24 protein-coding genes and 1 tRNA gene are annotated in these 23533 nt (G+C 68.8%); 3 read left to right on the forward strand and 22 right to left on the reverse strand.

The window, feature by feature from the left end; translation table 11 throughout:
• Positions 1-4 precede the first annotated feature (4 nt).
• Positions 5-90, reverse strand: a tRNA-Leu gene (locus V7E09_RS07285).
• A 165-nt stretch (positions 91-255) separates the two neighbouring features.
• Between V7E09_RS07285 and V7E09_RS07290 the strand changes: the two genes are divergently transcribed.
• Positions 256-1284, forward strand: coding sequence for an aldo/keto reductase (locus V7E09_RS07290; protein ID WP_324510859.1), 1029 nt, complete (start codon positions 256-258; stop codon positions 1282-1284).
• Positions 1285-1325: 41 nt separating this feature from the next.
• On the opposite strand, the gene V7E09_RS07295 is transcribed toward V7E09_RS07290, so the two are convergent.
• On the reverse strand, positions 1326-2912 hold the full coding sequence (locus V7E09_RS07295; protein ID WP_324510858.1) for an LCP family glycopolymer transferase: 1587 nt from the start codon (positions 2910-2912) through the stop codon (positions 1326-1328).
• On the reverse strand, positions 2909-3922 hold the full coding sequence (locus tag V7E09_RS07300; protein WP_324523207.1) for a nitronate monooxygenase: 1014 nt from the start codon (positions 3920-3922) through the stop codon (positions 2909-2911). The genes V7E09_RS07295 and V7E09_RS07300 overlap by 4 nt, the downstream gene beginning before the upstream one ends.
• Positions 3923-4097: 175 nt before the next feature.
• On the opposite strand from V7E09_RS07300, the gene V7E09_RS07305 reads away from it, so the two are divergent.
• Positions 4098-5009: a DUF4862 family protein gene (locus tag V7E09_RS07305; protein ID WP_324510856.1), complete on the forward strand. Its 912-nt coding sequence runs from the start codon at positions 4098-4100 to the stop codon at positions 5007-5009.
• Positions 5010-5065: 56 nt separating this feature from the next.
• On the opposite strand, the gene V7E09_RS07310 is transcribed toward V7E09_RS07305, so the two are convergent.
• Positions 5066-6553 (reverse strand): mannitol dehydrogenase family protein, encoded by a 1488-nt coding sequence (locus tag V7E09_RS07310; protein ID WP_324523208.1) that lies wholly within the window; start codon positions 6551-6553, stop codon positions 5066-5068.
• 276 nt (positions 6554-6829) lie between these two features.
• Here V7E09_RS07310 and V7E09_RS07315 point away from each other — a divergent pair, with 276 nt between their 5' ends.
• Positions 6830-7627 (forward strand): sulfite exporter TauE/SafE family protein, encoded by a 798-nt coding sequence (locus tag V7E09_RS07315; protein ID WP_324510854.1) that lies wholly within the window; start codon positions 6830-6832, stop codon positions 7625-7627.
• Between the two features lie 68 nt (positions 7628-7695).
• Here V7E09_RS07315 and dprA read toward each other — a convergent pair whose 3' ends face one another.
• From dprA to ftsY, 18 genes are all read right to left on the reverse strand, one after another.
• A complete protein-coding gene (gene dprA / locus V7E09_RS07320) occupies positions 7696-8868 on the reverse strand; it encodes a DNA-processing protein DprA (RefSeq protein ID WP_324510853.1) in 1173 nt (390 codons plus the stop codon).
• Complete coding sequence (locus V7E09_RS07325) at positions 8865-10382, reverse strand: YifB family Mg chelatase-like AAA ATPase (protein WP_324510852.1); 1518 nt, start codon at positions 10380-10382, stop codon at positions 8865-8867. The genes dprA and V7E09_RS07325 overlap by 4 nt, the downstream gene beginning before the upstream one ends.
• Positions 10379-10741 carry a YraN family protein gene (locus V7E09_RS07330; protein ID WP_324510851.1) on the reverse strand — a complete coding sequence of 121 codons (363 nt, stop codon included), beginning with the start codon at positions 10739-10741 and terminating at the stop codon, positions 10379-10381. Before V7E09_RS07330 ends, V7E09_RS07325 begins: the two co-directional genes overlap by 4 nt.
• 102 nt (positions 10742-10843) lie before the next feature.
• Positions 10844-11155 (reverse strand): DUF2469 domain-containing protein, encoded by a 312-nt coding sequence (locus V7E09_RS07335; protein WP_129458914.1) that lies wholly within the window; start codon positions 11153-11155, stop codon positions 10844-10846.
• Complete coding sequence (locus V7E09_RS07340; protein WP_324523209.1) at positions 11152-11790, reverse strand: ribonuclease HII; 639 nt, start codon at positions 11788-11790, stop codon at positions 11152-11154. Before V7E09_RS07340 ends, V7E09_RS07335 begins: the two co-directional genes overlap by 4 nt.
• Entirely contained in the window at positions 11790-12536 is a 747-nt protein-coding gene (lepB, locus tag V7E09_RS07345; RefSeq protein ID WP_324510849.1) for a signal peptidase I, read from the reverse strand. The genes V7E09_RS07340 and lepB overlap by 1 nt, the downstream gene beginning before the upstream one ends.
• 20 nt (positions 12537-12556) lie before the next feature.
• Complete coding sequence (rplS, locus tag V7E09_RS07350) at positions 12557-12907, reverse strand: 50S ribosomal protein L19 (protein ID WP_324510848.1); 351 nt, start codon at positions 12905-12907, stop codon at positions 12557-12559.
• 237 nt (positions 12908-13144) lie between these two features.
• Positions 13145-13897 (reverse strand): succinate dehydrogenase/fumarate reductase iron-sulfur subunit, encoded by a 753-nt coding sequence (locus V7E09_RS07355; RefSeq protein WP_324510847.1) that lies wholly within the window; start codon positions 13895-13897, stop codon positions 13145-13147.
• Positions 13894-15888 (reverse strand): fumarate reductase/succinate dehydrogenase flavoprotein subunit, encoded by a 1995-nt coding sequence (locus V7E09_RS07360; RefSeq protein ID WP_324510846.1) that lies wholly within the window; start codon positions 15886-15888, stop codon positions 13894-13896. The genes V7E09_RS07355 and V7E09_RS07360 overlap by 4 nt, the downstream gene beginning before the upstream one ends.
• Positions 15888-16589: a succinate dehydrogenase cytochrome b subunit gene (locus V7E09_RS07365; RefSeq protein ID WP_324510845.1), complete on the reverse strand. Its 702-nt coding sequence runs from the start codon at positions 16587-16589 to the stop codon at positions 15888-15890. The genes V7E09_RS07360 and V7E09_RS07365 overlap by 1 nt, the downstream gene beginning before the upstream one ends.
• A 125-nt stretch (positions 16590-16714) precedes the next feature.
• Positions 16715-17419 carry a tRNA (guanosine(37)-N1)-methyltransferase TrmD gene (gene trmD, locus V7E09_RS07370; protein WP_324523210.1) on the reverse strand — a complete coding sequence of 235 codons (705 nt, stop codon included), beginning with the start codon at positions 17417-17419 and terminating at the stop codon, positions 16715-16717.
• Positions 17419-17970, reverse strand: coding sequence for a ribosome maturation factor RimM (gene rimM / locus V7E09_RS07375; protein ID WP_324510843.1), 552 nt, complete (start codon positions 17968-17970; stop codon positions 17419-17421). The genes trmD and rimM overlap by 1 nt, the downstream gene beginning before the upstream one ends.
• A 100-nt stretch (positions 17971-18070) precedes the next feature.
• Positions 18071-18322 carry an RNA-binding protein gene (locus V7E09_RS07380; protein WP_324510842.1) on the reverse strand — a complete coding sequence of 84 codons (252 nt, stop codon included), beginning with the start codon at positions 18320-18322 and terminating at the stop codon, positions 18071-18073.
• A gap of 2 nt (positions 18323-18324) precedes the next feature.
• Positions 18325-18777, reverse strand: a complete 453-nt coding sequence (gene rpsP / locus V7E09_RS07385) for a 30S ribosomal protein S16 (RefSeq protein WP_324510841.1) — start codon at positions 18775-18777, stop codon at positions 18325-18327.
• A 236-nt stretch (positions 18778-19013) separates the two neighbouring features.
• On the reverse strand, positions 19014-20207 hold the full coding sequence (locus V7E09_RS07390; RefSeq protein WP_324510840.1) for an amidohydrolase family protein: 1194 nt from the start codon (positions 20205-20207) through the stop codon (positions 19014-19016).
• 40 nt (positions 20208-20247) lie between these two features.
• A complete protein-coding gene (gene ffh, locus V7E09_RS07395; protein ID WP_324510839.1) occupies positions 20248-21798 on the reverse strand; it encodes a signal recognition particle protein in 1551 nt (516 codons plus the stop codon).
• A gap of 59 nt (positions 21799-21857) precedes the next feature.
• A complete protein-coding gene (locus tag V7E09_RS07400; RefSeq protein WP_324523211.1) occupies positions 21858-22379 on the reverse strand; it encodes a GNAT family N-acetyltransferase in 522 nt (173 codons plus the stop codon).
• Positions 22372-23490 carry a signal recognition particle-docking protein FtsY gene (gene ftsY / locus V7E09_RS07405; protein WP_324523212.1) on the reverse strand — a complete coding sequence of 373 codons (1119 nt, stop codon included), beginning with the start codon at positions 23488-23490 and terminating at the stop codon, positions 22372-22374. Before ftsY ends, V7E09_RS07400 begins: the two co-directional genes overlap by 8 nt.
• Between the last annotated feature and the right edge of the window lie 43 nt (positions 23491-23533).

The raw sequence follows: 23533 nt of genomic DNA on the forward strand, positions 1-23533 counted from the left end.
CACGTGCGCGAGAGAGGACTTGAACCTCCACGCCCTTAATCGGGCACTAGCACCTCAAGCTAGCGCGTCTGCCAATTCCGCCACCCGCGCAAGGTGTCGGCCAGGTCTCCCCGGCAGCCCCGCAACTATAGCGCGCGCACGGTGCGGTGTCGAAACGAGGACCGCTCGGAGAGCATCGATGCCGTTCACGTCGTTCCCGGCGCGCCCGGCGGCAACCGGCGAGCGCTTTCCACAGTTCGTGGTTAGGGTCGGGACATGGATCCTCGCACTCCCACCGGTGTCAACTATCCCTTCGAGACGACCGACTTCCACGGAATGCTGTACCGCCGGTTCGGCGCCACCGGGCTGCAGACCTCAGCGATCGGTCTGGGCACCTGGAAGTTCGGCTACCCAGAGACCGGCGACGGCGCACGCACCGACGAGGCGACCGCCCTGGCCATCATGGATCGGGCCCACGCCCTGGGCGTCACCTTCTGGGACACGGCCAACCGGTACAACAACGGCACCGGCAACTCCGAACGCGTCATCGGACGCTGGTTCGCGGCGAACCCCGACAAACGTCGCGACATCGTCGTCGCCACCAAGGTCTACGGCGGCATGGACGGTGCCACCCCGAACCATTCCGGCCTTTCGCGCCTCCAGATCGTCGAGGGTGTCAAGGCCTCCCTCGCGAGGCTTGGGCTGCCGTGGGTGGACGTGCTGTGGTTCCACCGCTTCGACGAGGTGACCCCGGTCGAAGAGTCGCTGGAGGCCGTCGAGGACCTCGTCCGCCAGGGGCTTGTGCACTACCTGGGCGTCTCACAGTTCTCCGTCGCGAACCTCGAGGAGTACCTGGGCGCCGCCCAGAAGATCTCGCGCCGCGTGCGCGTCGCCGCCGTGCAGAACCGCTACGACCCGATCGGCGGCGAGCAGTTCCCGGGCGTGCTGGATTTCTGTGCTGCCGAAGGACTCGCCTACGTGCCCTTCTCCCCACTCGCGCAGGGCCTGCTGACCGACCGCTACCTCGATCCGGCCGCGGTCGGCGCCGGCGACCGACTCGTCGACGAGGGCCAGCAGGTCAGCGACCGGGCGCGGGCCACCGTGCGCCGAGTCGCCGCTCTCGCGCAGGCCTGGGGCCACAGCACCAGCGAGCTCACCTTGGCGCACCTGCTGTCGCTGCCCGGGATGGGCACCCAGATTCCCAGCTCCTCCACCGTCGCCCAACTGGAGTCCAACGCGTCGGCAGGGCGGCTGACCTTGACCGAGGCACAGGCTGAAGAGGTGTCCGACGCGTTCGCGCACTGACCGCGTCAGCCGGGATCACCTCTGACGGCCCCGCGTGGCCGTCAGGCAGCCGGGTTGTAGGCGCACTCGTCGACCGCCTCGGCCGTCGAGGTCGAGGGGGTGGCCGACGCGCTGGTCGAAGCACGACGGGTCGTAGCCCCCTTCGTGGCGGAAGGGCTGACGCTCGCGGACTGGGTGGGAGTCGACGAGGCCGTCGCGACCGGTGTCGCATCCTGGGCCACCAACGCCGCAGCGACGTGCTGCTGAACGAGACTCCACTGCGGGCGCGTCGTGGAGAACCCGTCCACCCCGTTCTGGAACGACACCGAACGCAGCGGCGCGGTCCGAACCCGGCCCGCCAACTCGAGCAACGCCGGCAAGAGGCTATTGGGTACGTCGGTGGCGACCACGTCGCGGCCCGCCTGCGTGAGCGCCTCATAGTTGGCCAACACGGTGGTCAGGTTGACTTGGCGGCTGAGAGCCTTGATGACGCAGCGCTGCCGGCTCATCCGGTCGTAGTCATCGGTGTGGTAGCGACCCCGGGCGAACCACAGGGCGTCATATCCGTTGAGGTGCTGGTCGGGTCCCGGCGGCAGCCAGCGGTCCGGCGGGAATCCCGGATCGGAGCCACTGGGGTTCTTTCCACCCACCGGAACCGGCTTGTTGACATTGACCGTCACACCGCCCAGGGCGTCCACGATCTCGACGAACCCCTCGAGGTTCGCCATGACGTAATAGTCGATGTCCAGCCCCAAGGAAGCCCCCACGGCCATCTTCAGCATCGTCGCCCCCGGATCCTTGGAGGCCGGCAGCGTGGCCGCGGCGCCCGGGTAGTTGATGACGTTTTGGTACATCGCGCTGAGTTGCTGCTCGCCGTCAGCCTCCCCGGTCAGGTGGTAGCCATCAGGCCAGATCTTCGCCAGCCCGCTGCCTGCGGGGAAGATCAACCGTTCGGTCTGACGAGGCAGCCCGAACAAGACGGTCTCCCCGGTCTTGGTATCGATGGACGCCACCATCACCGTGTCGGTCCGGGTGCCCGTCCGGTCATCGCCGGTGTCGGCACCGAGGATCAACACGTTGAGTCGCGGCTTGTTGGCCCAGGGGTCCGAACTGTTGCCGAAGGTCGGCACGCTCGCCCCGCCGGGGTCGTCGGAGTCCTGGAACACGGCGCGCAGCAGCGTCGACGTCTCCACCAGGCTCCGGGCGCCGAAGGCCGACGGCACCGCGAGACCGAACGTCAGTGCACCTACCAGTAGCGCCCCCAGCAGGCGGTGCCACCAGCGGCTCGGCTGAGGCCTGAGGAGTACCTGAGTGGCGGTGACCGCGACCGCCCACAGCACCCCGAAGACGGCCAGCGCGATCGCCATGATGAGCAGCCAGGTGGGATTCGCCACGACCGAGAGCAACCAGCCGCGCGCGAAGAAGAAGGCGCCAGCCCCCACCAGCGCCACCCCGACGGCCACCGCGGTCAGCGTCAGCCCGAAGTTCCGCCACCGGGTGCCGGCCAGTCCCAGCCCCGGGACGACGGCGCTGACGACCGTCAAGGCACTCGCAGTGCCGAACCCGCGGCGCCGATCGGCCCGACGCCCCGGGCGTCCGACCTCACGAGGTTCCGCCACGTGTTGGGGCGTGTATTCCTGCTCGGTCATCGCATCAGTCCCGCCAGGATCCGGGCCGCCGGGCCGGTGGGCGCGGCCGTCCAGGATGTTCCGGCCCACAGCGACATGCCCTCGGGGTCGTCCTGGGTGGACGCAGCCCGACGCAGCGGAGCAGTGAGCTGATGGACCGCGGGATAGGCTGCGGGCGCCTGGTCACCGAACGCGGTCATGAATCCGTTGCGTAGCCCCCGGGCATACCGCCCGGAGAAGGCCCGCGTGAGCTCGGTGGAGGTGAACTCCGGATCGCGAAGCGCGCGACGGTACGTCGGGGACGTACCCGCCTCCTCCGCATCCAGGAGCGCGGTTCCCACCTGCACTCCCGCGACCTGGCCGCGCCATCGCCCCACCTGCTCGGGGGTGGTCAACCCACCGGTGACCACGATCGGCAGGTCGGATACTGCCCGCACGGCTTCGACGAGAGCGCCAAGATCCTGAGTGGGAGGGGCGAGGTCCGGGTCGAAGGTCGCCCGGTGCCCGCCCGCATCGGGGCCCTGAACGACGAGCAGGTCGACGCCGGACCGGCCGGCGATCACCGCCTCCGAGGCCGAGGTCACCGTGGCCCATACCCGGCATCCCGCCCGGTGCAGGCGTCCCACGACGTCGGCGCCCGGCACGCCGAACGTGAAGGACACCACGGGGACTGCTTCCTCGGCGACGACGCCGAGCTTCGCCTCGATCGCATCATCGTCATCGTGTGGCTGGGGCAGGATCACGCCGCGGCGCTCGGCCTCGGGGGCCAACAGCGTCCGGTAGGCCTGTGCCGCCGACAGATCAGCCGGGCGGCCAGGTGGCCAGAACAAGTTGACTCCGAAGGCGGATGCTCCCAGGCTCCGCACCGCGGCGATGTCGTCTCGCACCTGCGAGGCACTCAGGTAGCCACCTGCGAGGAACCCGATCGCACCCGCCCGCGCCACTGCGGCTACCAGCGACGGCGTCGAGACCCCGCCCGCCATGGGGGCGGCCACGAGCGGGCACGTGAGGTCGTCCAGCGAGAAGGCCATACTCCGAGGGTACGGGGCGGCGAGCACCCCCCGCATGCCAGACACGGGCCGGACGCCGCGGTGAGTCTGCGATCTGATACCCGATCAGACCGCGGTCGCGGGAACTCCGCGCAACCGACCGCCGCCTCACGCCCTGAACCCGCCCCCACCGGCGAAACCCTGCGACCATGGCCTCATGTCCCAGCACCTGATCGTGGGCGCGTACGCCGCCTACAGCCCGCACGCCGACAGCGGCGAGCCGACCATCCTCCACGCCCTCGCATCCCGGCCCATCGTGGGCGGCCTGGAACTGCCACAGGTGGATCACGTGGTGGCCCATCCGTCCTGGCGTCCGGGTTGGGACCACGTCATCACCGCAATCCCGGGAACAATGGGGCGCATCGCCACGGATCCGGCCTTTGGGCTGGCCTCCCCGCACAGCGCTGGACGTCACGCGGCCCTCGACTTCGCCGCTCAGGCACGCCAGGACATCGCGGCGCTCCGCGAGCAGGGCCACCGCGTCCAGGCCGTGGAGTTCCACAGCGGCCCCAGCAACACCGCCGACGCGGACGCCATGGCTGCCTCGATGGCCACCATCAGCGGATGGGACTGGGGCGAGGACCTCGTCTTCCTCCTGGAGCACTGTGACGCCACCACCCCCGATCACCAGGGCGAGAAGGCGTTCCTGCAGTTCGAGGAGGAGCTCGCCTTGGTGGATGCCGCGGCCGATCCCCGCTGGCGGATCGGCATCAACTGGGGTCGCAGCGCTCTCGAGGGGCGCAACGCATCGCTGCCGCTGAGCCACATCCAGGCCGCCTCCGACGCGGGGCTGCTCGGGGCGGTGTTCTTCTCCGGCGCCTCGGGCACCGACAGCGACTTCGGGGTCTGGCTCGACCGCCATCTTCCTCCCGCCGGGCTGCCGTTCTCACCTCCCGGCACCCTGCTCGGCGCCCAGGAGATCAGCGCGGCGCTCGACGCGGCGGGGGACGACGTCATCCTCGGCCTGAAGTTCGGGTTGCGTCCCGACAGCCTCCCGGCCGATGAGCGGGCCGCGCGACTCGGGGCGATCATCGACTTGTTCGCCGCACTGCTCCCGGACCGGGTCTGACCGCAACGCGACGAGGTCCGTTCCCCACGAGTGGGGAACGGACCTCGTCGCCGTGTTCAGTTCGCGGAACCCCGCTGCAGGGCAAGCGCCGCCGCAGCGCGCACCCCGTCCTCAACGATCCGCTCGGCGTACTCCACGACACGGTCTCGGAAAGGCTGCTGGGCCACCAGGTCGTCGGGGAAGACACCGGCATCCAGGATCGCCTCCACGTGCTCACGCACCGTGGTCGCGTCCTGCGTGGCCGCCTTGAGTTGAGCGGCCTTCGGCTCGATCATCGCATCGGCGATGGCTCCGGGCTCGAATCCGCGCGGCGGGACGCAGCAGCAGATCCAAGCGCTGACGGTGAGCGCGAGTTGCTCCGGCATCCGGTCGTGGGCCAGGGCAGTGAGCGCGGGGATCGGGACGCGTTGCAGGAGCTTCGTCGATCCGTCCGAGCCGACGCGTGAGGTCTTGTCGCCCAGGACCGTGTTGCTCCAGCGGCGGAACAGGCTGTCGATGTATTCCTGCGGATCGAAGTCGGCGGGCAGGTCGATGCTCGGGAGGTAGTCCACCTCGAGTGCTTGCCGCGTGGCGTCCGCGATGAACTGCTGGGCGCGGGAATCGGGGATCGTCGGCTGGCGATCCAAGCCGCCCAGGTAGGCGATGAGTGAGTGCCCGCCATTCAGCAGGCGCAGCTTGACGAGTTCATACTTCTCGACCTCGTCGGAGAAGATGGCGCCGGCTGCCTCCCACTTCGGTCGCCCGGCCGCGAACTTGTCCTCGATGACCCACATCGTGAACAACTCGGCGGGGACGGGGGCTTCGTCGTGCAGTCCCAGGGCCTCCTCCACCTCGCTGGTGGTGCCGTCGGTGGGGGCGGGGACGATCCGGTCCACCATTGCGTTCGGGAAGGTGACGCTGCCCTCCAGCCAGGCGAGGAACTCGGGGCTGGAGCCAGCGGCCTGGGCGAACTGCACCACGGCCGCGCGGGTGGTGTTCCCCGCGGACAGCAGGTTGTCGCACGACAGCACGGTGATCGGGGCGGCGTTCGCGGTGAAGCGGGCGGTCAGCCCTGCGACGATCTGGCCCAGCGGCGTGGTGGGGGCCGCGCCCGGCACCAGATCGGCGGCGATATCCGGCGAGGACACGTCGAGCGTGCCGGTACGGCCGTCCAGGTGGTAGCCGTTCTCGGAGATCGTCAGCGTGATGATCTTGTGTGCAGGATCGACGATGGCCTCAATGATGGCCGGGCCGTCCTCCGCGGCCACGAGGAAGCGTCGGTGGACGTCCACGACGTCGACGCGCTCAGCCTCCGGGTCAAGGGTGACGACGCTGTAGAGGCCGTCTTGGGCCTCGAGCGCGGAGGTGACCTTGCGGGAACGGTTGGCGATGCCGACGATGCCCCAGTCCCCGGGTTCCGCAGCCATGGCCAGCGCGGTGTTCACCGCCGCGTGTGCCCGGTGGAAGTTCCCGAGGCCGAAGTGAATGATGCCGGTGCGCTCCGGCGCCGAGGCTCCGAGGATCGTCTCCGGGTTCACGTTGAGGCGATTGAGTTGCTGCGTCATGCTCGTTGATCACCAATCCGTTCCAGTGCCACTGAGGTGGCGTGTGACAGGGAGTATTGCGGTCGGCGGGAGCGCTCGTGACGACCACGTCGGGACGCGAGCCCTCCCCACCCCAGCCAGGCGTCACGTCGTCGCGAGTCAGACTGGTGGTTGTCTCAAGCTAACACCGCCTCGCCCGTGACCGGGGGTGTTGCCCGGGTTGCCCCATCCCCCACGCCCGAGAGCCACCGGCGGCAACCGCGCGCCCCGCGGGCGTCCCGGCACTACATTCATCGGGTGCCCGACCTGATCGCGACCTACGGCTGGCCCCTCCTAGTGGCGATGGCGGTGGCCGCCCTCATCATCGGATTCTCGAAGACTTCCTTCGGGGGGATCGCCGCGATCTCGGTGGCGGTGTTCGCCCTGGGGATGCCGGCCAAGGAGTCCACCGCGACCGTGTTGCTGCTCTTGCTGGTGGGTGACCTGGTGGCAGTCAGTCGCTACCGCACCGTGTCATGGTCGTTGCTCCTTCGCCTGGTGCCCAGCGTCCTGCCGGGACTCGTGGTGGGTGCCGCCTTCATGAATGTCGTGGATGACGTCACCATGCGCCGCACGATCGGCGGGCTGCTCCTCGTGATGGTGCTGCTGCAGCTGTGGCAGCGTCGCCCACGCCAGAGCGCGGCGGCACAGTCCCCCGCCGCGCCCGAGTCCGGGGAGGGGCCAGCCCCCATCGCCGCTCCCCAGTGGGGTCGCGCCGTGGCCACCGGGGCCGCGGCCGGGTTCGCAACCATGACCGCCAACGCGGCCGGACCGGTCATGGCGTTGTACTTCCTCGCCGCCCGCGTCGACAAGGCTCGTTTCATCGGCACGAACGCCTGGTTCTTCTTCCTGATCAACCTCTCCAAGACCCCGTTCACCACCGGGCTGGGCCTCTACAGCCCGGTGAACCTGTTCCTCGTCGCCACGTTGATCCCCGCCGTACTGCTCGGCACGGTCGCCGGGGTCTGGGTGATCGGCAAGGTGACCCAGCGGCAGTTTGAGATCGTCACTATCGCCGCCTCGGCCATCGCCTCGGCCGTGCTGCTGGTGCGCTGAGCCGCTGCACCGCGTGGGCTGCTTCGCGTCCAGCCCAGCGCACCATCGGGCGGGCGCATCCCGGCGACTCATCGGTCCGGCTCCTGCATCGGGGGAAAGTCAGCTTCGGGGATCGGCCCGTCGGTGGTGGCCCCCAACCCCCAACGGCCATCCGGGAGCGACCGTGCCCAGCCCGCCTCGCCCAACCCGACGAGGGCGGCCATGACATCGGGCAACGCAACCCCCGCACGCAAGGCTATGTCTCCAGCGTCTCGACCACCGCGCAGCGGCAACGCCTCGAAGACCGCGCGTGCCAGCGGGCTGAGCCCATCCAGCCGCCGTCCGCACTGTTCCCGTTCGGGCAGGACCTCCCCGACGGGACGCAACATCTCGAGTACATCGTGCACGCTCGTCACGAGAACGGCTTCACCGTCCCGGATGAGTCGGTGGGGCGTCACCGATGTGGCACTGGTGACCGGCCCCGGGACCGCCATCACAACCCGGCCGCACGAGGTGGCCCAACTGGCCGTGTTCCGAGCTCCGCTGCGCAGCGACGCCTCCACGACAACGGTGCCGCTCGTCAGGGCCGCGATGAGCCTATTGCGCACCAGGAAGCGGCGTCGCGTGGGGTGCTCCCCAACCGGAACCTCCGACACCACGCACCCGGACTCGGTCAGGGACTCCAACAACCTGCTGTGTGCCCGCGGATAGGCCTCGTCGACGCCTCCGGCCAGGATGGCGATGCTGCGACCTTCGGCGCCGAGCGCACCGCGATGGGCTGCGGCGTCGATCCCGTAGGCGGCCCCCGAGACCACGGTGTAGCGCAACTCGGCCAGGCCTGAGGCCAGCTCCGCAGCCACCCGCTCCCCATACGAGCTCGCCGCTCGCGAGCCGACGATCGCAACCGCAGCCTGCGTCGCCTCCTCCAGCCGGCCGGCACCGCGGACCCACAAGCCGACGGGAGCACCGCCCCAGTCGCGCACCGGCGCCGCGGCCGCCAAGTCGCCCACCCGCGGCGGCCACTCGGCATCTCCGGGAACGATGAAGCGGGCGTCTGCGTGGGCGGTACGCTCGGCGACCTCGTCCAGATTCAGCACAGCAGCTCGATCCCGCCAAGGCCCGGGCGGGCCGGCCTCGCACAGGCGAGCCCAGATCTCCTCGGCCGTGAACCTCGTCAACAGCTCGGCCAGCCTCAGATCCCCCGGCTCGACCACGCAGCTCAACCCGAGCCTGGCGGTGCGCTCCTGCGGTGTGGCGTTCACGGTCTCACCTCGCCGCGGCGCAGCGCGATCGCTGCACGGATGTGATCGACCCTTGGGCGTTCGGCACCGCTCAGGTCCGCGATCGTCCAGGCCAACCGCACGACCTTGTCCAGGCCGCGCAGGCTCAGGAGTCCCCGTGCCATCGTCGCCTCCAACACATCGATGCCCTCGGGGCGCGGGAGGGCGGTCCGCAGCACGGCGCCGGGCACCTCGGCGTTGGTGCGGAAGCCAAGCGAGGAGAGCCGGGTGAGTTGCCTGTGCCGGGCTTCCGCCACCCGACGTGCCACCGCGACACTGGGCTCCCCCGTCGGACCGGCGGCGCGCAGATACGACTTCGTCATGGGCCGCAGAGGTTGCACGATGTCGATCCGGTCCAGGATGGGCCCCGACAGCCGCGCTGCGTAGCGCCGCACCGCCATCGGCGTGCACTCACACTGGCCCGTCGCCTCGCCCGCACGCCCGCACGGGCACGGGTTGGCCGCGAGAACGAGCTGGAACCGGGCCGGGTACCGCGTGAGGGCGAGCGATCGTGCCAACTCGACGCGACCCGATTCCAGCGGGGTCCGCAGCGCATCGAGCGCTCGCGGGCTGAACTCAGGCGCCTCATCCAGGAACAGCACGCCTCGATGGGCCAACGAGATCGCTCCCGGTTGGGCGATCCGCGCTCCCCCACCCACCATGGCCGCCACGGAGGCGGAGTGATGGGGCGACGAGAAAGGGGCGTGACGAGACAGCCGGGCACCGAGGGCAAGGCCGGACACCGAGCGGATGGCGGCCACCTCCAGCGCCTCGGAGATGGTCAACTCCGGGAGAATGCCGGGCAGTCGTTCCGCGAGCAGCGTCTTCCCCACCCCGGGCGGGCCAGTCAAGAACAGGTGGTGCCGCCCGGCGGCCGCGACCTCGACCGCCCAGCGGGCTTCGAGTTGCCCGGCCACATCGGCGAGATCCAGCCGGTGCTCTCGGATCGGCTCGTCCACGCAGGGCGGGACCGCCGGGACCTTTCCGTCGCGTGCCCAGGCCGCGAACTCGGCCAGGCTCCCCACCCCGATCACATCGATGCCTTCGACCAGGCAGGCCTCCGCCACTTGAGCGGCGGGCACGACTGCCCGCGCAAACCCAGCCTGGGCGGCCGCCAGAACCGCCGGGAGGACGCCCCGCACTGGGCGGACGCGGGCGTTCAACCCCAGTTCACCCAGCAGGACGCACTCGGCGAGCCGCTCCACGGGAACCGCCTGCGCAGCGGCAAGCACGGCACCCGCGATGGCCAGGTCGTAGTGGGTTCCGGCCTTCGGCAACGAGGCCGGGCTGAGATTGATGGTGACGAGTTGGTCGGGCCAGGTGAACCCTGCCTGCGTCAGTGCCGCCCGGCACCGGTCGCGGGCTTCGTGCAGGGCCGCGTCGGGCAGCCCGACGATCACGGTGCGCGGCAGACCACCGCCCACCACCGTCTCCACGTCCACCACCGTGGCCTCCATGCCCACCAGCCCGACGCTGTGGGCGAGCCCGAGCTTCATCGGGCGATGCCCCGCTCGTGCGTCACGCTGGCCGTGCCATCCGGATGCCAGAGCACCCCTACCGCGTCGATCCGCAGGGTGTGAATGGGAGCGGCCTGCTCGCGGGCCCACGCCGCCGTCAATCGCCGCAGCCGCCGCGCCTTCTCCTGTGTGATGGCCTCCAGCGGGGTTCCGTACCCGCGGCCAGTTCGGGACTTCACCTCGCACACCACCACCGTGCCGTCGGGCTCGCGGCAGATCAGGTCCAGTTCGCCGTCACGGCAGCGCCAGTTGCGCGCCACCACCGACCACCCGAAACGCATGAGATAGCGGGCGGCCAACTCCTCGCCCCGTGCCCCGATGCCTCGTCGTTCATCCACGCCCGCAGGTTGGGCGTCGCCCCCCTCTGTGCGTCAGCGCCCGCTCCGGCTGTGGACACGGTGCCCGCCATGAATCATGGCTGTGGATCGTGACGCGAACGCTTACAAGCTGTCGGGAACCTGCAGTTCGGAATGCGTGATCTCCTCGATCGACACATCACGGAAGGTCAGCACCTTCGCCGACTTCACGAAGCGGGCCGGGCGATACATGTCCCACACCCAGGCGTCTCCCATGGACACCTCGTAGTACACGTCACCGCCTTCGGTGCGCACTTTGAGATCGACCGCGTTGCACAAGTAGAACCGGCGCTCGGTCTCGACCGCGTACGTGAAGATGCCCACGACGTCCTTGTACTCGCGGTACAGCTGCAGTTCCAGCTCGGACTCGTATTGTTCAAGATCGTCGGTGCTCATGACCGCTCCAGCTTAGTGGTTCGGGCAACGTTGTCCCAGGCCTTGCGGTGAATGGGGCAGGGGCCTTGGGAGTCCAGCTCCGATTGGTGCAGCGCCGTGCAATATCCCTTGTGAACTGCAAATTGATAGGAGGGGAACTCGGCCCCGTACTGAATCATGATGCGATCCCGCGTCACCTTGGCGATCACCGAGGCCGCCGCAACGGACGCCGTGACCGCGTCACCCTTCCACATGGCCAGCGACGGTGCGCCGAGCCCGTCGACGGGAAACCCGTCGGTCAGCACGAAGTCCGGCCTGGTCTCAAGCCGTGCCACCGCCCGTCGCAACGACTCGAGATCGGCCACATGCATGCCCAGGGCGTCGCACTCATCCGGCTCGACGCGGACGACCGACCACGCGACGGCCTTGGCCACGATCTCCGGATAGAGCCGATCACGTCGGGCGGGAGTGAGCTTCTTGGAGTCGGCCAGTCCTTCGATCGGACGAGGCGGCAGGATGACGGCGGCGGCCACGAGCGGACCCGCGCAGGCCCCCCGACCCGCCTCGTCCACACCCGCCACGAGGCCGAAGCCAGCGCGCCCCAAGGCACGCTCATACCCGTACAGGCCAGCGTCGCGGCGCACCACGAAGCTCATCAGCAGGGCGGCAATTCTCCGGTGACGACCGGCTGTGCGGGGGCGGCCGACGAGGGCGCGGGGACGCCCTCAAAGACACCGGGGGTCGAGAACGTCCGCCATCGCTCGAAGGGGAACACCGTGACGGCGGCGGCACCGACGACCGAGTCGGTGGACGGAAAACCGCCCAAGTTCCGCACTCCCAAGGCGTCTTCGGACAGGTGGCATCGGGAGTCAGCCGACGCCTCCCGATGATCGCCCATCACGAAGATGCGGCCCGCCGGGACGACCACATCGAAGGAGTACAGGGAGGGAGCATTCTGGACGCCGGACTCGTCGGTGTAGAGGTAGCCCGTCTCATCCAGGGCATACCCGTTCACCGTGATCCGACCGTCGACATCGCAGCAGATGACCCGGTCGCCCGCTGTTCCCAGGACCCGCTTGATCAGGTGGCTCGCCGACGGGTCGGGCATGAGCCCCAGGAACACCAGCGCGTCCTGCCAGGGCTCCAGGCTGAACCGGTCCGGATTGCCGAGCCACTCGAGATCGTCGCGGAACACGACAACGTCGCCGCGCTGGAAGGCACTCACCTTCTGCACGGCGACGCGGTCATTGATGTTGAGCGTGGACTCCATCGAGCCCGAGGGGATGAGGAAAACCTGAACGAGGAACAGCCGCAACAACGTTGAGGCGATCAACGCCCCGACCACGACGATTGCGGTTTCCTTCAGGAAACCACCCAGTCCGCCGTTTCGCTCCTCGTCCACGCGATCCTCTTCCGGCGCGCTCAGCGGTCGCGCTTCTCCTTGATCTTGGCGGCCTTGCCGTGCAGGCCACGCAGGTAGTACAGCTTGGCGCGCCGCACGTCGCCGCGACGCTCGACCTCGACCTTGTCGATGATCGGGGAGTGAAGCGGGAAGGTGCGCTCCACGCCGGTGCCGAAGGACACCTTGCGGACGGTGAACGCCTCACCGACGCCACGGCCGGTGCGGGCGATGACGACGCCAGCGAAAACCTGGATACGGGAGCGGCTGCCCTCGACCACCTTCACGTGGACCTTCACCGAATCGCCGGGGCGGAAGTCGGGCAGGTCGTCGCGGAGCTGGGAGGCGGTGATCTCCGCCACAAGCTTGTTCATGTGATTCGTCCTCGCCGGTGCCACAGGTCACCTCGTGTTGATGAATGTCTCTGTGGTGCCGCGCCGACCCCCTGTGGCAGGAGCGCGTGCACAACCTGCATAAGTCTGCCACACCGGCTTCGGGTTGGCGAACCAGGTCGCGGCATCCGCCGGTCCGGACGCGGTGCATGCTGCGGGGACGCCGACGGCGCCGCCCCCGAGGGGACGACGCCGCGTGCAGAGCCGAACTGACGGCTATCAGCGCTTGAACAGCGACTTCATCAGATCGCGGTTGAGTTGGCTGATGGTGTCGAGCGGGATCTGCTTGGGGCAGACCGCCGCGCACTCACCAATGTTGGTGCAGCCGCCGAAGCCCTCGTCGTCGTGCTGGGCGACCATCGTCCGCACCCGCGTGTACCGCTCGGGCTGACCCTGCGGCAGCATCGCGAGGTGGGTGATCTTCGCCGACGTGAACAGCATTCCCGACCCGTTGGGGCAGGCCGCCACACAAGCGCCACAGCCGATGCAGGTGGCCGCGTCGAACGCCCGATCGGCCTCCAGCTTCGGGGCCGGCACCGAGTGCGCCTCCGGCGCGGATCCGGCGTTGACGCTGATGAAGCCGCCGGCCTGGATGATCCGATCGAAAGCGGTCCGGTCCACGACCAGGTCCTTGATGACGGGGAAGGCCCCCGCGCGCCACGGCTCCACGTCGATCGTCGCCTCATCGGCGAAGGACCGCATGTGCAGCTGGCACGTGGTCGTCGGGACCGGGGAAGCAGAGCGACCGTGGGCGGCACCGTTGATGACGACGCCACACATGCCACAGATGCCCTCACGGCAGTCGTGGTCGAAGGCCACCGGCTCCTCGCCCTTGACGGTGAGATCCTCGTTGAGGAGGTCGAGCATTTCGAGGAACGACATGTCTTCGGAGACACCCTCGACCCGGTACGACACCATCTTGCCCGGGGTTTGGGCGTTCGGCTGCCGCCAGACTCGCAGGTTGATGTTCACTTGTAGCTCCTCTGCTTCAGCTCGATGAACTCATAGTCGAGCGGTTCCTTGTGCAGGACCGGCTTGTTGCCCTCGCCGCCGAACTCCCACGCCGCGACGTAGAGGTACTGGTCATCGTGACGCAGCGCCTCGCCCTCCTCGGTCTGCGACTCGGCCCGGAAGTGACCGCCGCAGGACTCGCGGCGGTGCAGCGCGTCCACGCACATGAGCTCAGCCAGCTCGAAGAAGTCCGCCACCCGACCCGCACGCTCGAGGGTCTGGTTGAAGTCCTCGTTCTCGCCGGTGACCTTGACGTTGGACCAGAACTCCTCACGGAGCTCCTGGATGCGGCCGATGGCGTACGTCAGGCCGTCCTCGGTGCGCTCCATGCCGCAGTACTCCCACATGATGTTGCCCAGCTCCTTGTGGAAGCTGTCGACGGTGCGGGAGCCATCGATGGAGAGCAGCCGGTTGACGCGGTCCTTCACCGTGGTGACGGCCTCGACGACCGCCGGATCGTCGGCTCCCAGCGGCGCGAACGGCGCACCGGCGAGGTAGTCGTTGATCGTGTTCGGCAGAACGAAGTAGCCATCAGCCAGGCCCTGCATCAGGGCCGAGGCACCCAGGCGGTTCGCGCCGTGATCGGAGAAGTTCGCCTCACCGGTGACGTACAACCCCGTCAGGTTGCTCTGGAGGTCGTAGTCGACCCACAGCCCGCCCATCGTGTAGTGGACGGCCGGGTAGATCCGCATCGGCGTCTCGTACGGGTTCTCGCCGGTGATCTGGGCGTACATGTCGAAGAGGTTGCCGTACTTCTTCTCCACGGCGTCGCGACCGAGCCGCCCGATCGCGGAGGCGAAGTCGAGGTACACGCCACGACGACGCGAGACGGTCTCACCGGTGCGGTGATTGACCTCCTCGACGGCCGGGCCGACGCCACGACCCTCATCACACATGTTCTTCGCCTGACGCGAAGCGATGTCGCGCGGCACCAGGTTGCCGAACGCCGGGTAGATCCGCTCCAGGTAGTAGTCGCGGTCCTCCTCGGCGATCTGGCGGGGATCCTTGGTGCAGTCCTCGGCCTTCTTGGGCACCCAGATGCGGCCGTCGTTACGCAGCGACTCCGACATCAGGGTCAGCTTGGACTGGGTGTCGCCGTGGACGGGGATGCAGGTCGGGTGGATCTGCGTGAAGCACGGGTTGCCGAAGTAGGCGCCCTTGCGGTGCGCACGCCAGGCGGCGGTCACGTTGCAGCCCATCGCGTTCGTGGAGAGGAAGAACACGTTGCCGTAGCCGCCGGTGGCCAACACGACCGCGTCGGCGGTGTAGGCCTCGATCGCACCGGTCACCATGTTGCGGGTGACGATGCCGCGAGCGCGCCCCTCCGACATGATGATCTCCATCATCTCGTGGCGGGTGTACATGCTCACCGTGCCTGCGGCCACCTGGCGCTCGAGGCTCTGGTAGGCGCCGATCAGCAACTGCTGGCCCGTCTGCCCACGTGCGTAGAAGGTGCGCTGCACCTGCACGCCGCCGAAGGAGCGGTTGTCGAGCAGGCCGCCGTACTCGCGGGCGAAGGGGACGCCCTGGGCGACGCACTGGTCGATGATGTTGGCGCTGACTTCGGCCAGCCGGTACACGTTGGTCTCGCGGGCGCGGTAGTCGCCGCCCTTGACGGTGTCGTAGAACAGCCGCATCGTCGAGTCGTTGTCGTTGCGGTAGTTCTTGGCAGCGTTGATGCCGCCCTGAGCGGCGATCGAGTGCGCGCGACGCGGGCTGTCTTGGTAGCAGAAGTTCAAGACGTTGTAGCCCGCCTCACCCAGCGTCGCGGCGGCGGCGCCACCGGCCAAGCCCGTGCCGACCACAATGATCGACATCTTGCGGCGGTTGGCCGGGTTGACCAGCTTGGCCTCGAACTTGCGCTGGGACCACTTGCGCTCGATGGGACCCGCAGGAGCCTTGGAGTCGCGGATATCCGCGCCCACTTCGAAGAAATCAGTATTGGTCGACATCAGTTAATCCACCCCAAGAGAACGGCCACCGGCATGATCATGAATCCGACGAACAGCACCACTGCGATGACCCAGGCGAGACCGTCCAGGAACCGCTTGGCCGCCGGAGAGGTGTTCGCGCCCAGCGTCGTCAGCGCGCTCCAGACGCCGTGGCGCACGTGCATGCACACCGCAACGATCCACACCGCGTAGGCCAGCACCAGCCACCACTGCTGGAAGCTCAGGACCACCATCTCGTAAGGGGAGATGCCCGGGGTGAAGCCGGGAGTCACCACCTGGACGGTGAACTGCAGCAGGTGGAAGACCAGGAAGCCGACGATGATGACGCCGCCCCACCGCATCGTGCGGGCTGCGTAGGTCTGCTGAATACGGTCGGTGGTCACGTACTTCGTGCTGCGCGCACCGTGGGCGCGAAGGGTCAGGACGGCCGCCGCATAGATGTGCGCGACGATGCACGCCAGCAGAGCGAAGCGGAAGATCCAGATGAACCAGCCCTGGGGAAGCAGGGGGTAGAGCAGGTCGGTCTTGAGCCAGTGCGCGTAGTGATCGAAGGCCTCGGCGCCCAGGAACGCCTTGAGGTTTCCGTACATGTGCATGAGCAGGAAGCCGATCATGACCAGGCCGGTGATGGCCATGAGGGCCTTCAGCGCCACTGTCGACCGGACCGCTCGCTGTCGAGGAGTCAGTGTTGTTGTCGCCACGGGCCCCACTCTAGACAACTTGCACCCCCGGCGTTGCCTTGCGGGGACGTTTCGCAGATACCGGGACGAAAACGTCCAAATCTGCGTCCGGCTAGCCTATTTACGCATTGTACAAGTGACGTAAATCACGTGTTGTCGGGGCCCAACAGGTCGGGCCTGACCGCCGCCGTGCGCTCGCGCGCGCGGTCCTGGCGCCAGGCCTGGACACGGCCATGATGGCCTGACAGCAGGACGTCGGGAACCTCCCAACCACGCCAGGAAACGGGTTTGGTGTAGGTCGGGTACTCCAGCAACCCCGAACCCACCGCGTGCGATTCCTCGACCAGACTCTCCGGGTTGCCGACCACCCCGGGCACCAGCCGGACGATCGCCTCCATCATGGCCAAGACGGCGACCTCGCCCCCATTCAGCACGTAGTCGCCGATGCTGACCTCACGGACCGGCATCCGGGTCGCCGCGTACTGCGCGACCCTGGCGTCGATGCCTTCGTAGCGGCCGCACGCGAACAGCAGATGGGGGGCTGCGGCCCACTCGTGGGCCAACTCCTGGCTGAACGGCTCACCCGCGGGCGTGGGGATGATCAGTGTGGGCGTGGACCAGGCCCGCCCCAGCAGATCGTCGAGCGCCTCACCCCACGGCTCCGGTTTCATCACCATGCCGGCGCCGCCGCCGTAGGGGGTGTCGTCGACGGTGTGGTGTCGGTCGTGCGTCCAGGAGCGCAGATCGTGCACCTGCCAGTCGACCACCCCGGCACGCCGGGCCTTGCCGAGCAAGGAAAGCTCCAATGGGGCGAAGTAGTCGGGAAAGATCGTGACGATGTCGGCGTACATCAGCCCCGCCCCTGCACCTGGGGCTCCGACCCAGGCTCCTCGGGATCGGACAGCAGTCCGCCCACGTCGGCCACGTGCACGACCCCGGCCTCCAGATCGACCACAGGGACCAGGGCGCTCACGAACGGGACCAGCCGCTCGCCCACGGGCGTGCGCACGGCCAGCAGGTCCTGGGCCGGAAGATGGCGCACGTCGGCGATGGTCCCCACGCGCTCCCCCGCGGCATCCACCACCGCCAGCCCGACGAGTTGCCGGTCGTAGTAGGCGTCCTCCTCTTGCGGGACGGCGTCGGCCGGGACGCGCGCCCACAAGTCGGTTCCCCGCAGCGCCTCGGCGGCCGTCCGGTCCGCCGCACCGGCCAACCGGATCAGGAGTGTCCCCGAGTGCCAGCGCACCGAAGCCAGTTCACGTTCGCGGCCATCGATCAGCACGGAGCCACCGGCGACGTAGCGCAGGTCCGGCTCGTCGGTGCGGACCCGGACGCTCACCTCCCCGCGCAGTCCGTGCGCGCGACCGATCGTCCCGATGAGGACGTCCTCGAATCCGTCCATTGCCTGCCTTCTGCTGAGCGTGTCGTGGGTGATGACGCCACACGGTCCCCGACCCCACGAGGCGTACCTCGCGTGATCGGGGACCGTTGACGTCGTGAAATCAGTGCCGACGCGGGCGCCGGTCCACGTCGACGAAATCGACGCGCACTTGCTCGCGCCCGGACAGCGCGCCGACCACGGTGCGCAGCGCGCCCGCGGTGCGCCCCTGACGCCCGATGACCTTGCCGATGTCGTCAGGGTTCACGCGCACCTCGAGGGTACGCACCCGGCGACGTTCGAGGTCGGCCACCGACACGTCGTCGGGGTTGGTCACCAACCCGCGCACGAGGTGTTCCAGCGCATCCGCCAGCACGATCAGGCCTCTTCGGCCGCGGCCTCGACGACAGCCTCGGCCTCCTCGGCCGCTTCGGTCTCGGCCTCGGCAGTCTTGGCCTTCCGCGAGGTGATCGCACCGGAGGCAGGCTCGTTGTCAGCCTCGGCCAGCGCCTTGTTGAAGGCGGCGAGCTTGTCTGCCTTCTCCGGCTGGGGCTTGATCCCCGAGGGCTCGTTGGTGCCCTTGAACTTCTGCCAGTCTCCCGAGAGGATGAGCAGCTTGACGACGGTCTCGCTCGGCTGCGCGCCGACGCCGAGCCAGTACTGCGCACGCTCGGACTTGACCTGGATCACCGACGGGTCAGACTTCGGCTGGTAAATGCCGATCTCCTCGATCGCGCGACCATCGCGCTTGGTGCGGGAGTCCATGACGACGATGCGGTACTGCGCGTTGCGGATCTTGCCCATCCGCTTGAGACGAATCTTGACGGCCACGTGTGTGGTTCTCCTGTAGGAACGTGCCCACGCTGTGTGGGCTGACGGGTGAGAAGAATCTCCGCTGTGGGACGGCTTCGATTCCGCTCGGGTGGACCATGCGGGCGGGCGTGAGAGGGCACCTGCGCGCACAGCGCATCGTCCATTGTGCCAGACGACACCTGAGCGGGGCCAACGCGTGCGCGCGAACCCGGCTCCGCATGGCTCCGGCCAGTCGTAGATCGCGCACCGTGGGGTCAGACCGCCGTGATCACCCTGCCCCGCAGAAGGATCGCGACCGGACGCCGCAACTCCCCCAGGTCGCTGCGCGGGTCGCCCGCACACACGATCAGGTCTGCGGACGCTCCCTCCGTGAGTTGGTCAGCCCCCAGCCACTCCCGGGCCCTCCACGAGGCGGCGCCGAGGGCGAACTCCGCTCCCCCGACCCGGGCCAGCAACGCGATCTCCTCCGGCAGGATGCCGTGCGCCAGCGTCCCGCCCGCATCGGTCCCCGCATAGATGGGAACCCCGGCGTCGACCGCCTTGCCGAGCGTCGTGAAGCGCCGGGCGTGCAGGGCCCGCATGTGAGCCGCGTAGGCCGGGAACTTCCCGTCGGCTGCGGCGGCGATGTCAGGAAACGTCTCGATGTTGATCAGCGTCGGCACGAGGGCCACCCCCCGCTCGGCCATGAGCTCGATCGTGGCGTCGTCCAGCCCCGTGCCGTGCTCGATGCCGTCGATGCCGGCCGCGACCAGCTCCGCCACCGCCTGTTCGTCGAAGGTGTGCGCCGTGACCCGGGCGCCCTCCTCGTGCGCGGCCGCGATCGCGTCGCGCACCACCTCGGTGGGCCACAACGGGCGCAGGTCCCCCGCCTCCCGGTCAATCCAATCCCCCACCAGCTTCACCCAGCCGTCCCCGCGACGCGCCTGGGTACGCACCTCGGCGATCAAGTCCTCAGGTTCGACCTCGGCGGCAAAGTTGCGGATGTAGCGCCGCGGGCGGGCGATGTGACGCCCCGCACGGATGATCCGTGGCAGGTCGGCACGTTCATCGATCCAGTGGGTGTCTGCCGGCGAGCCCGCGTCGCGGACCAGCAGGGTCCCCGCGTTCCGGTCGGTAAGCGCCTGGCGTTCGGCAGTCGCCGGGTCGACGGCACCGTGTCCATCCAGGCCGATGTGGCAGTGGGCGTCCACCAGGCCGGGCATCAGCCAGGCGTCCGTGGCCAAGGTGGTGGCCCCGGGAACCCGTTCGTAGGTGATGCGTCCCTCGACCACCCAGAGCTCGACGGGTTCGGCGTCAGGCAGCAGGTGTCCGGTGAGGTGGAGGCGCGGCTGTGCATGCGCCTGGCTCCCGGCGGGCACGTGATGGGTGTGCGCCGCGCCGCCGTGACTGTGCGTGATCGAGACCAGGGGTTCGCCCAGGGCTCCCAGCAGGGCGTCGTCGTGAGGCATGCCCTCAGCCTGCCTCATCGGTGCGACGACCGGGGAGCCCTCAGCCCTTGTTCTGCTGGTTGAGCATCTTCTGCAGTTCCGGAGGCAACTGGAAGTCCGCCATCGCCGCCTGCAGATCGGCCTCGTTGGTCGGCACCGGGGTGCCAGCCGCTGCGGGTTCACTCCCCGCGCGCCGCGCCGGGTTGCCGGACACGCCACGGCCCTTCGTCTTCTTCTTCTTTGCCTGCTGCTTGGCTGGGCGGCCCATGCCGGGCATTCCTCCCATGCCGGGCATGCCGGGCAGACCGCCGCCGCGCCCCATCTGCTGCATGAGCTTGCGCGTCTCCATGAAGCGGTTGACCAGACCATTGACGTCTTGGACGCTGGTGCCCGACCCGTTGGCGATGCGCGAGCGGCGGCTCCCGTTCAGGATGTCGGGCTTGGCGCGCTCGGCGGGGGTCATCGAGTAGATGATCGCCTCGATCCGATCGATCTCGCGCTCGTCGATGTTGGCGATGGCGTCCTTCATCTGCCCCATGCCGGGCATCATCCCGAGGATCTTGCTCATCGGGCCCATCTTGCGCACGGCCTGCATCTGGCCAAGGAAGTCATCGAGGCCAAACCCCTTGCCGGCCATGAGCTTCTCGGCGGCCTTGCGGGATTGATCGGCGTCGAAAGTCTTCTCGGCCTGCTCGATCAACGTGAGCAGATCGCCCATGTCGAGGATGCGGGAGGCCATCCGATCGGGGTGGAACAGGTCGAAGTCACCGAGGGCTTCACCGTTGGACGCGAACATGACGGGCTTGCCCGTGACCTTCGCGATCGACAGGGCAGCACCACCGCGGGCGTCGCCGTCCAGCTTGGACAGCACGACGCCGTCAAAGCCGACGCCCTCCGCGAAGGCGTTCGCCGTGTTGACGGCGTCCTGGCCGATCATGGCGTCGACCACGAACAGGATCTCGTCGGGGTTGACCGCGTCGCGAATGTCGGCGGCCTGCTGCATCAGCTCGGCATCGACACCGAGACGACCGGCGGTGTCGACGATCACCGTGTCGTAGAACTTGCGCGTGGCCTCCTCAATGGACGCACGCGCCACCGAGACCGGGTCGCCGACCCCGTTGCCGGGCTCAGGAGCGAACACCGGCACGCCGGCCCGCCCGCCGACGACCTGCAGCTGATTGACGGCGTTGGGTCGCTGCAGATCAGCGGCCACCAGCAGCGGCGTGTGACCCTGCTGGCGCAGCCACAGGCCGAGCTTGCCAGCCAGCGTGGTCTTACCAGAGCCCTGCAGACCGGCGAGCATGATGACGGTCGGCGGGTTCTTCGCGAACCGCAGCGTCCGCGCCTGGCCGCCGAGGATCTCGACGAGTTCCTCATTGACGATCTTGATGATCTGCTGGGTCGGGTTGAGCGCTTGGCTCAGCTCGGCGCCCTTGGCTCGTTCCTTGACGGCGGCCACGAAATCCTTGACGACGCCCAGGTTGACGTCGGCCTCCAGCAGCGCGAGCCGGATCTCTCGGGCCGTCGCGTCGATATCGGCGTCGGTGAGCCGCCCCTTGCCGCGCAGATTGCGGAAGGTGGCTTGGAGGCGGTCTTGCAGGGTGTCGAACATGAATGCCTTACTGTCGCTCGCGGTACCCGGCAAGCCTACCGGGTCGGCATCCCCGGGACTCAGGGCAGGGGGCGGTCGTCCAGCGTGAGCTGCAGGAGAACCAGATCCAGCCATCGCCCGAACTTCGCTCCGGCCTGGGGCAGCCGTCCCACCTCCACGAACCCGAGCTTCTCGTGCAGGGCAATCGAGACGTCGTTCTCGTGGCTGACGGCCGCCATCAGGACGTGCACCCCGGCCTCGCGTGCCGTGGAGACCAGCCCGCCCAGCAGCAGGCGTCCCACCCCCAGGCCACGGGCCGACTCGTCGACGTAGAGGGTGTCCTCCCTCGTCATCCGGTAGCCCGCCTTGCCACGAAACGGCCCCCAGGACGCCCAGCCGACCACGCGGCCGGCCACCTCCGCGATGAGGATCGCCTGCCCGGCGGCGCTGCGCTCCTCGAACCAGGCGCGGCGCTCGGGAACGGTCTGCGGCTCGGTGTCCCAGCTGGCCGTGTTGACCGCGACGGACTGGTTGTAGATGGCGACCATCGCCGGTACATCCTGCGCCGTCGCGGGCCGCAGGATCGGCATCGGCTCAGCCACCGAGCAGCCCGTCGACGAAACCCTCCGCCGTGAACGGCGCGAGGTCGTCCGCGCCCTCTCCCAGACCGACGAACTTCACCGGGACACCCAGTTCACGCTGCACCGAAACGACGATGCCCCCCTTCGCCGAGCCATCCAGCTTGGACAACACGATGCCGGTCACCTGGGTGACTTCGTTGAACACGCGTGCCTGGATGAGCCCGTTCTGCCCGGTCGTCGCGTCCAGCAGCAGCAGCGTCTCGGTGATGGGCGCCCGCTTCTCGATGACCCGCCGGATCTTGCCCAGTTCGTCCATGAGGTTGGACTTGTTGTGGAGCCGTCCCGCGGTGTCGATCAGCACCACATCCACCCCCTTTTCGACGCCCGCGCTGACCGCTTCGTAGGCCACGGACGCCGGGTCGGCGCCCTCCGCGCCCCGGACAGTCTCGACGCCGACGCGGTCCCCCCATGTCTGCAACTGCTCCGCGGCTGCCGCGCGGAACGTGTCGGCCGCTCCCAACAAGACAGTCTTTCCCTCTGCGACCAGAAGCCGGGCAAGCTTGCCCACCGTCGTCGTCTTGCCGGTGCCGTTCACTCCGACGACGAGCACCACCGCAGGAAGACCGTCGGCGGAATCGAGGTCAAGATCCCGGTCCAAGCTGGGGTCGGTGAGGGCGACGAGTTCCCGGCGCAGCACCGCTCGGGCGCGTTCGGGGTCGGCGACCCCGTCGATCGACAGTTCCCTACGGAGGTTCTCCACCAGCTCTCCGGTGGGACCCACCCCCAGGTCGGAGCCGATCAAGGTGGCCTCGAAGTCATCCCAGGTGTCGGCATCCAGCTTGTCGCTGCTGATGATCCCGAGCAACGCCTGAGCTAGCACGTTGGTGGATCCCGACAGGCGCCGGCGGAGCCGTGCCAGCCTCGTCCCGGCCTCCTCGGGGGCCTCGGTCTCGACGACGGGGGCCGGGGCAACGTCGGCACCGGGCCGCGGAGGCGTCGGCGCGGCCGGAGGGAGTTCGACGCGGTGGCTGCGGGTGAGGGCCTGGCGGCGACGCACGACGACGACCGCGGACACGGCCCCCACGAGCACGACGACGGCGAGGACGATCCACAGGATCAGATCAACGGGCACCCGGCCATCCTAATGGCCGGGCCGGCGAGGCCGGCCGCCCCCT

Origin of the sequence: Propioniciclava sp. (assembly GCF_036744435.1) — a bacterium.
Lineage (GTDB): Bacteria > Actinomycetota > Actinomycetes > Propionibacteriales > Propionibacteriaceae > Propioniciclava.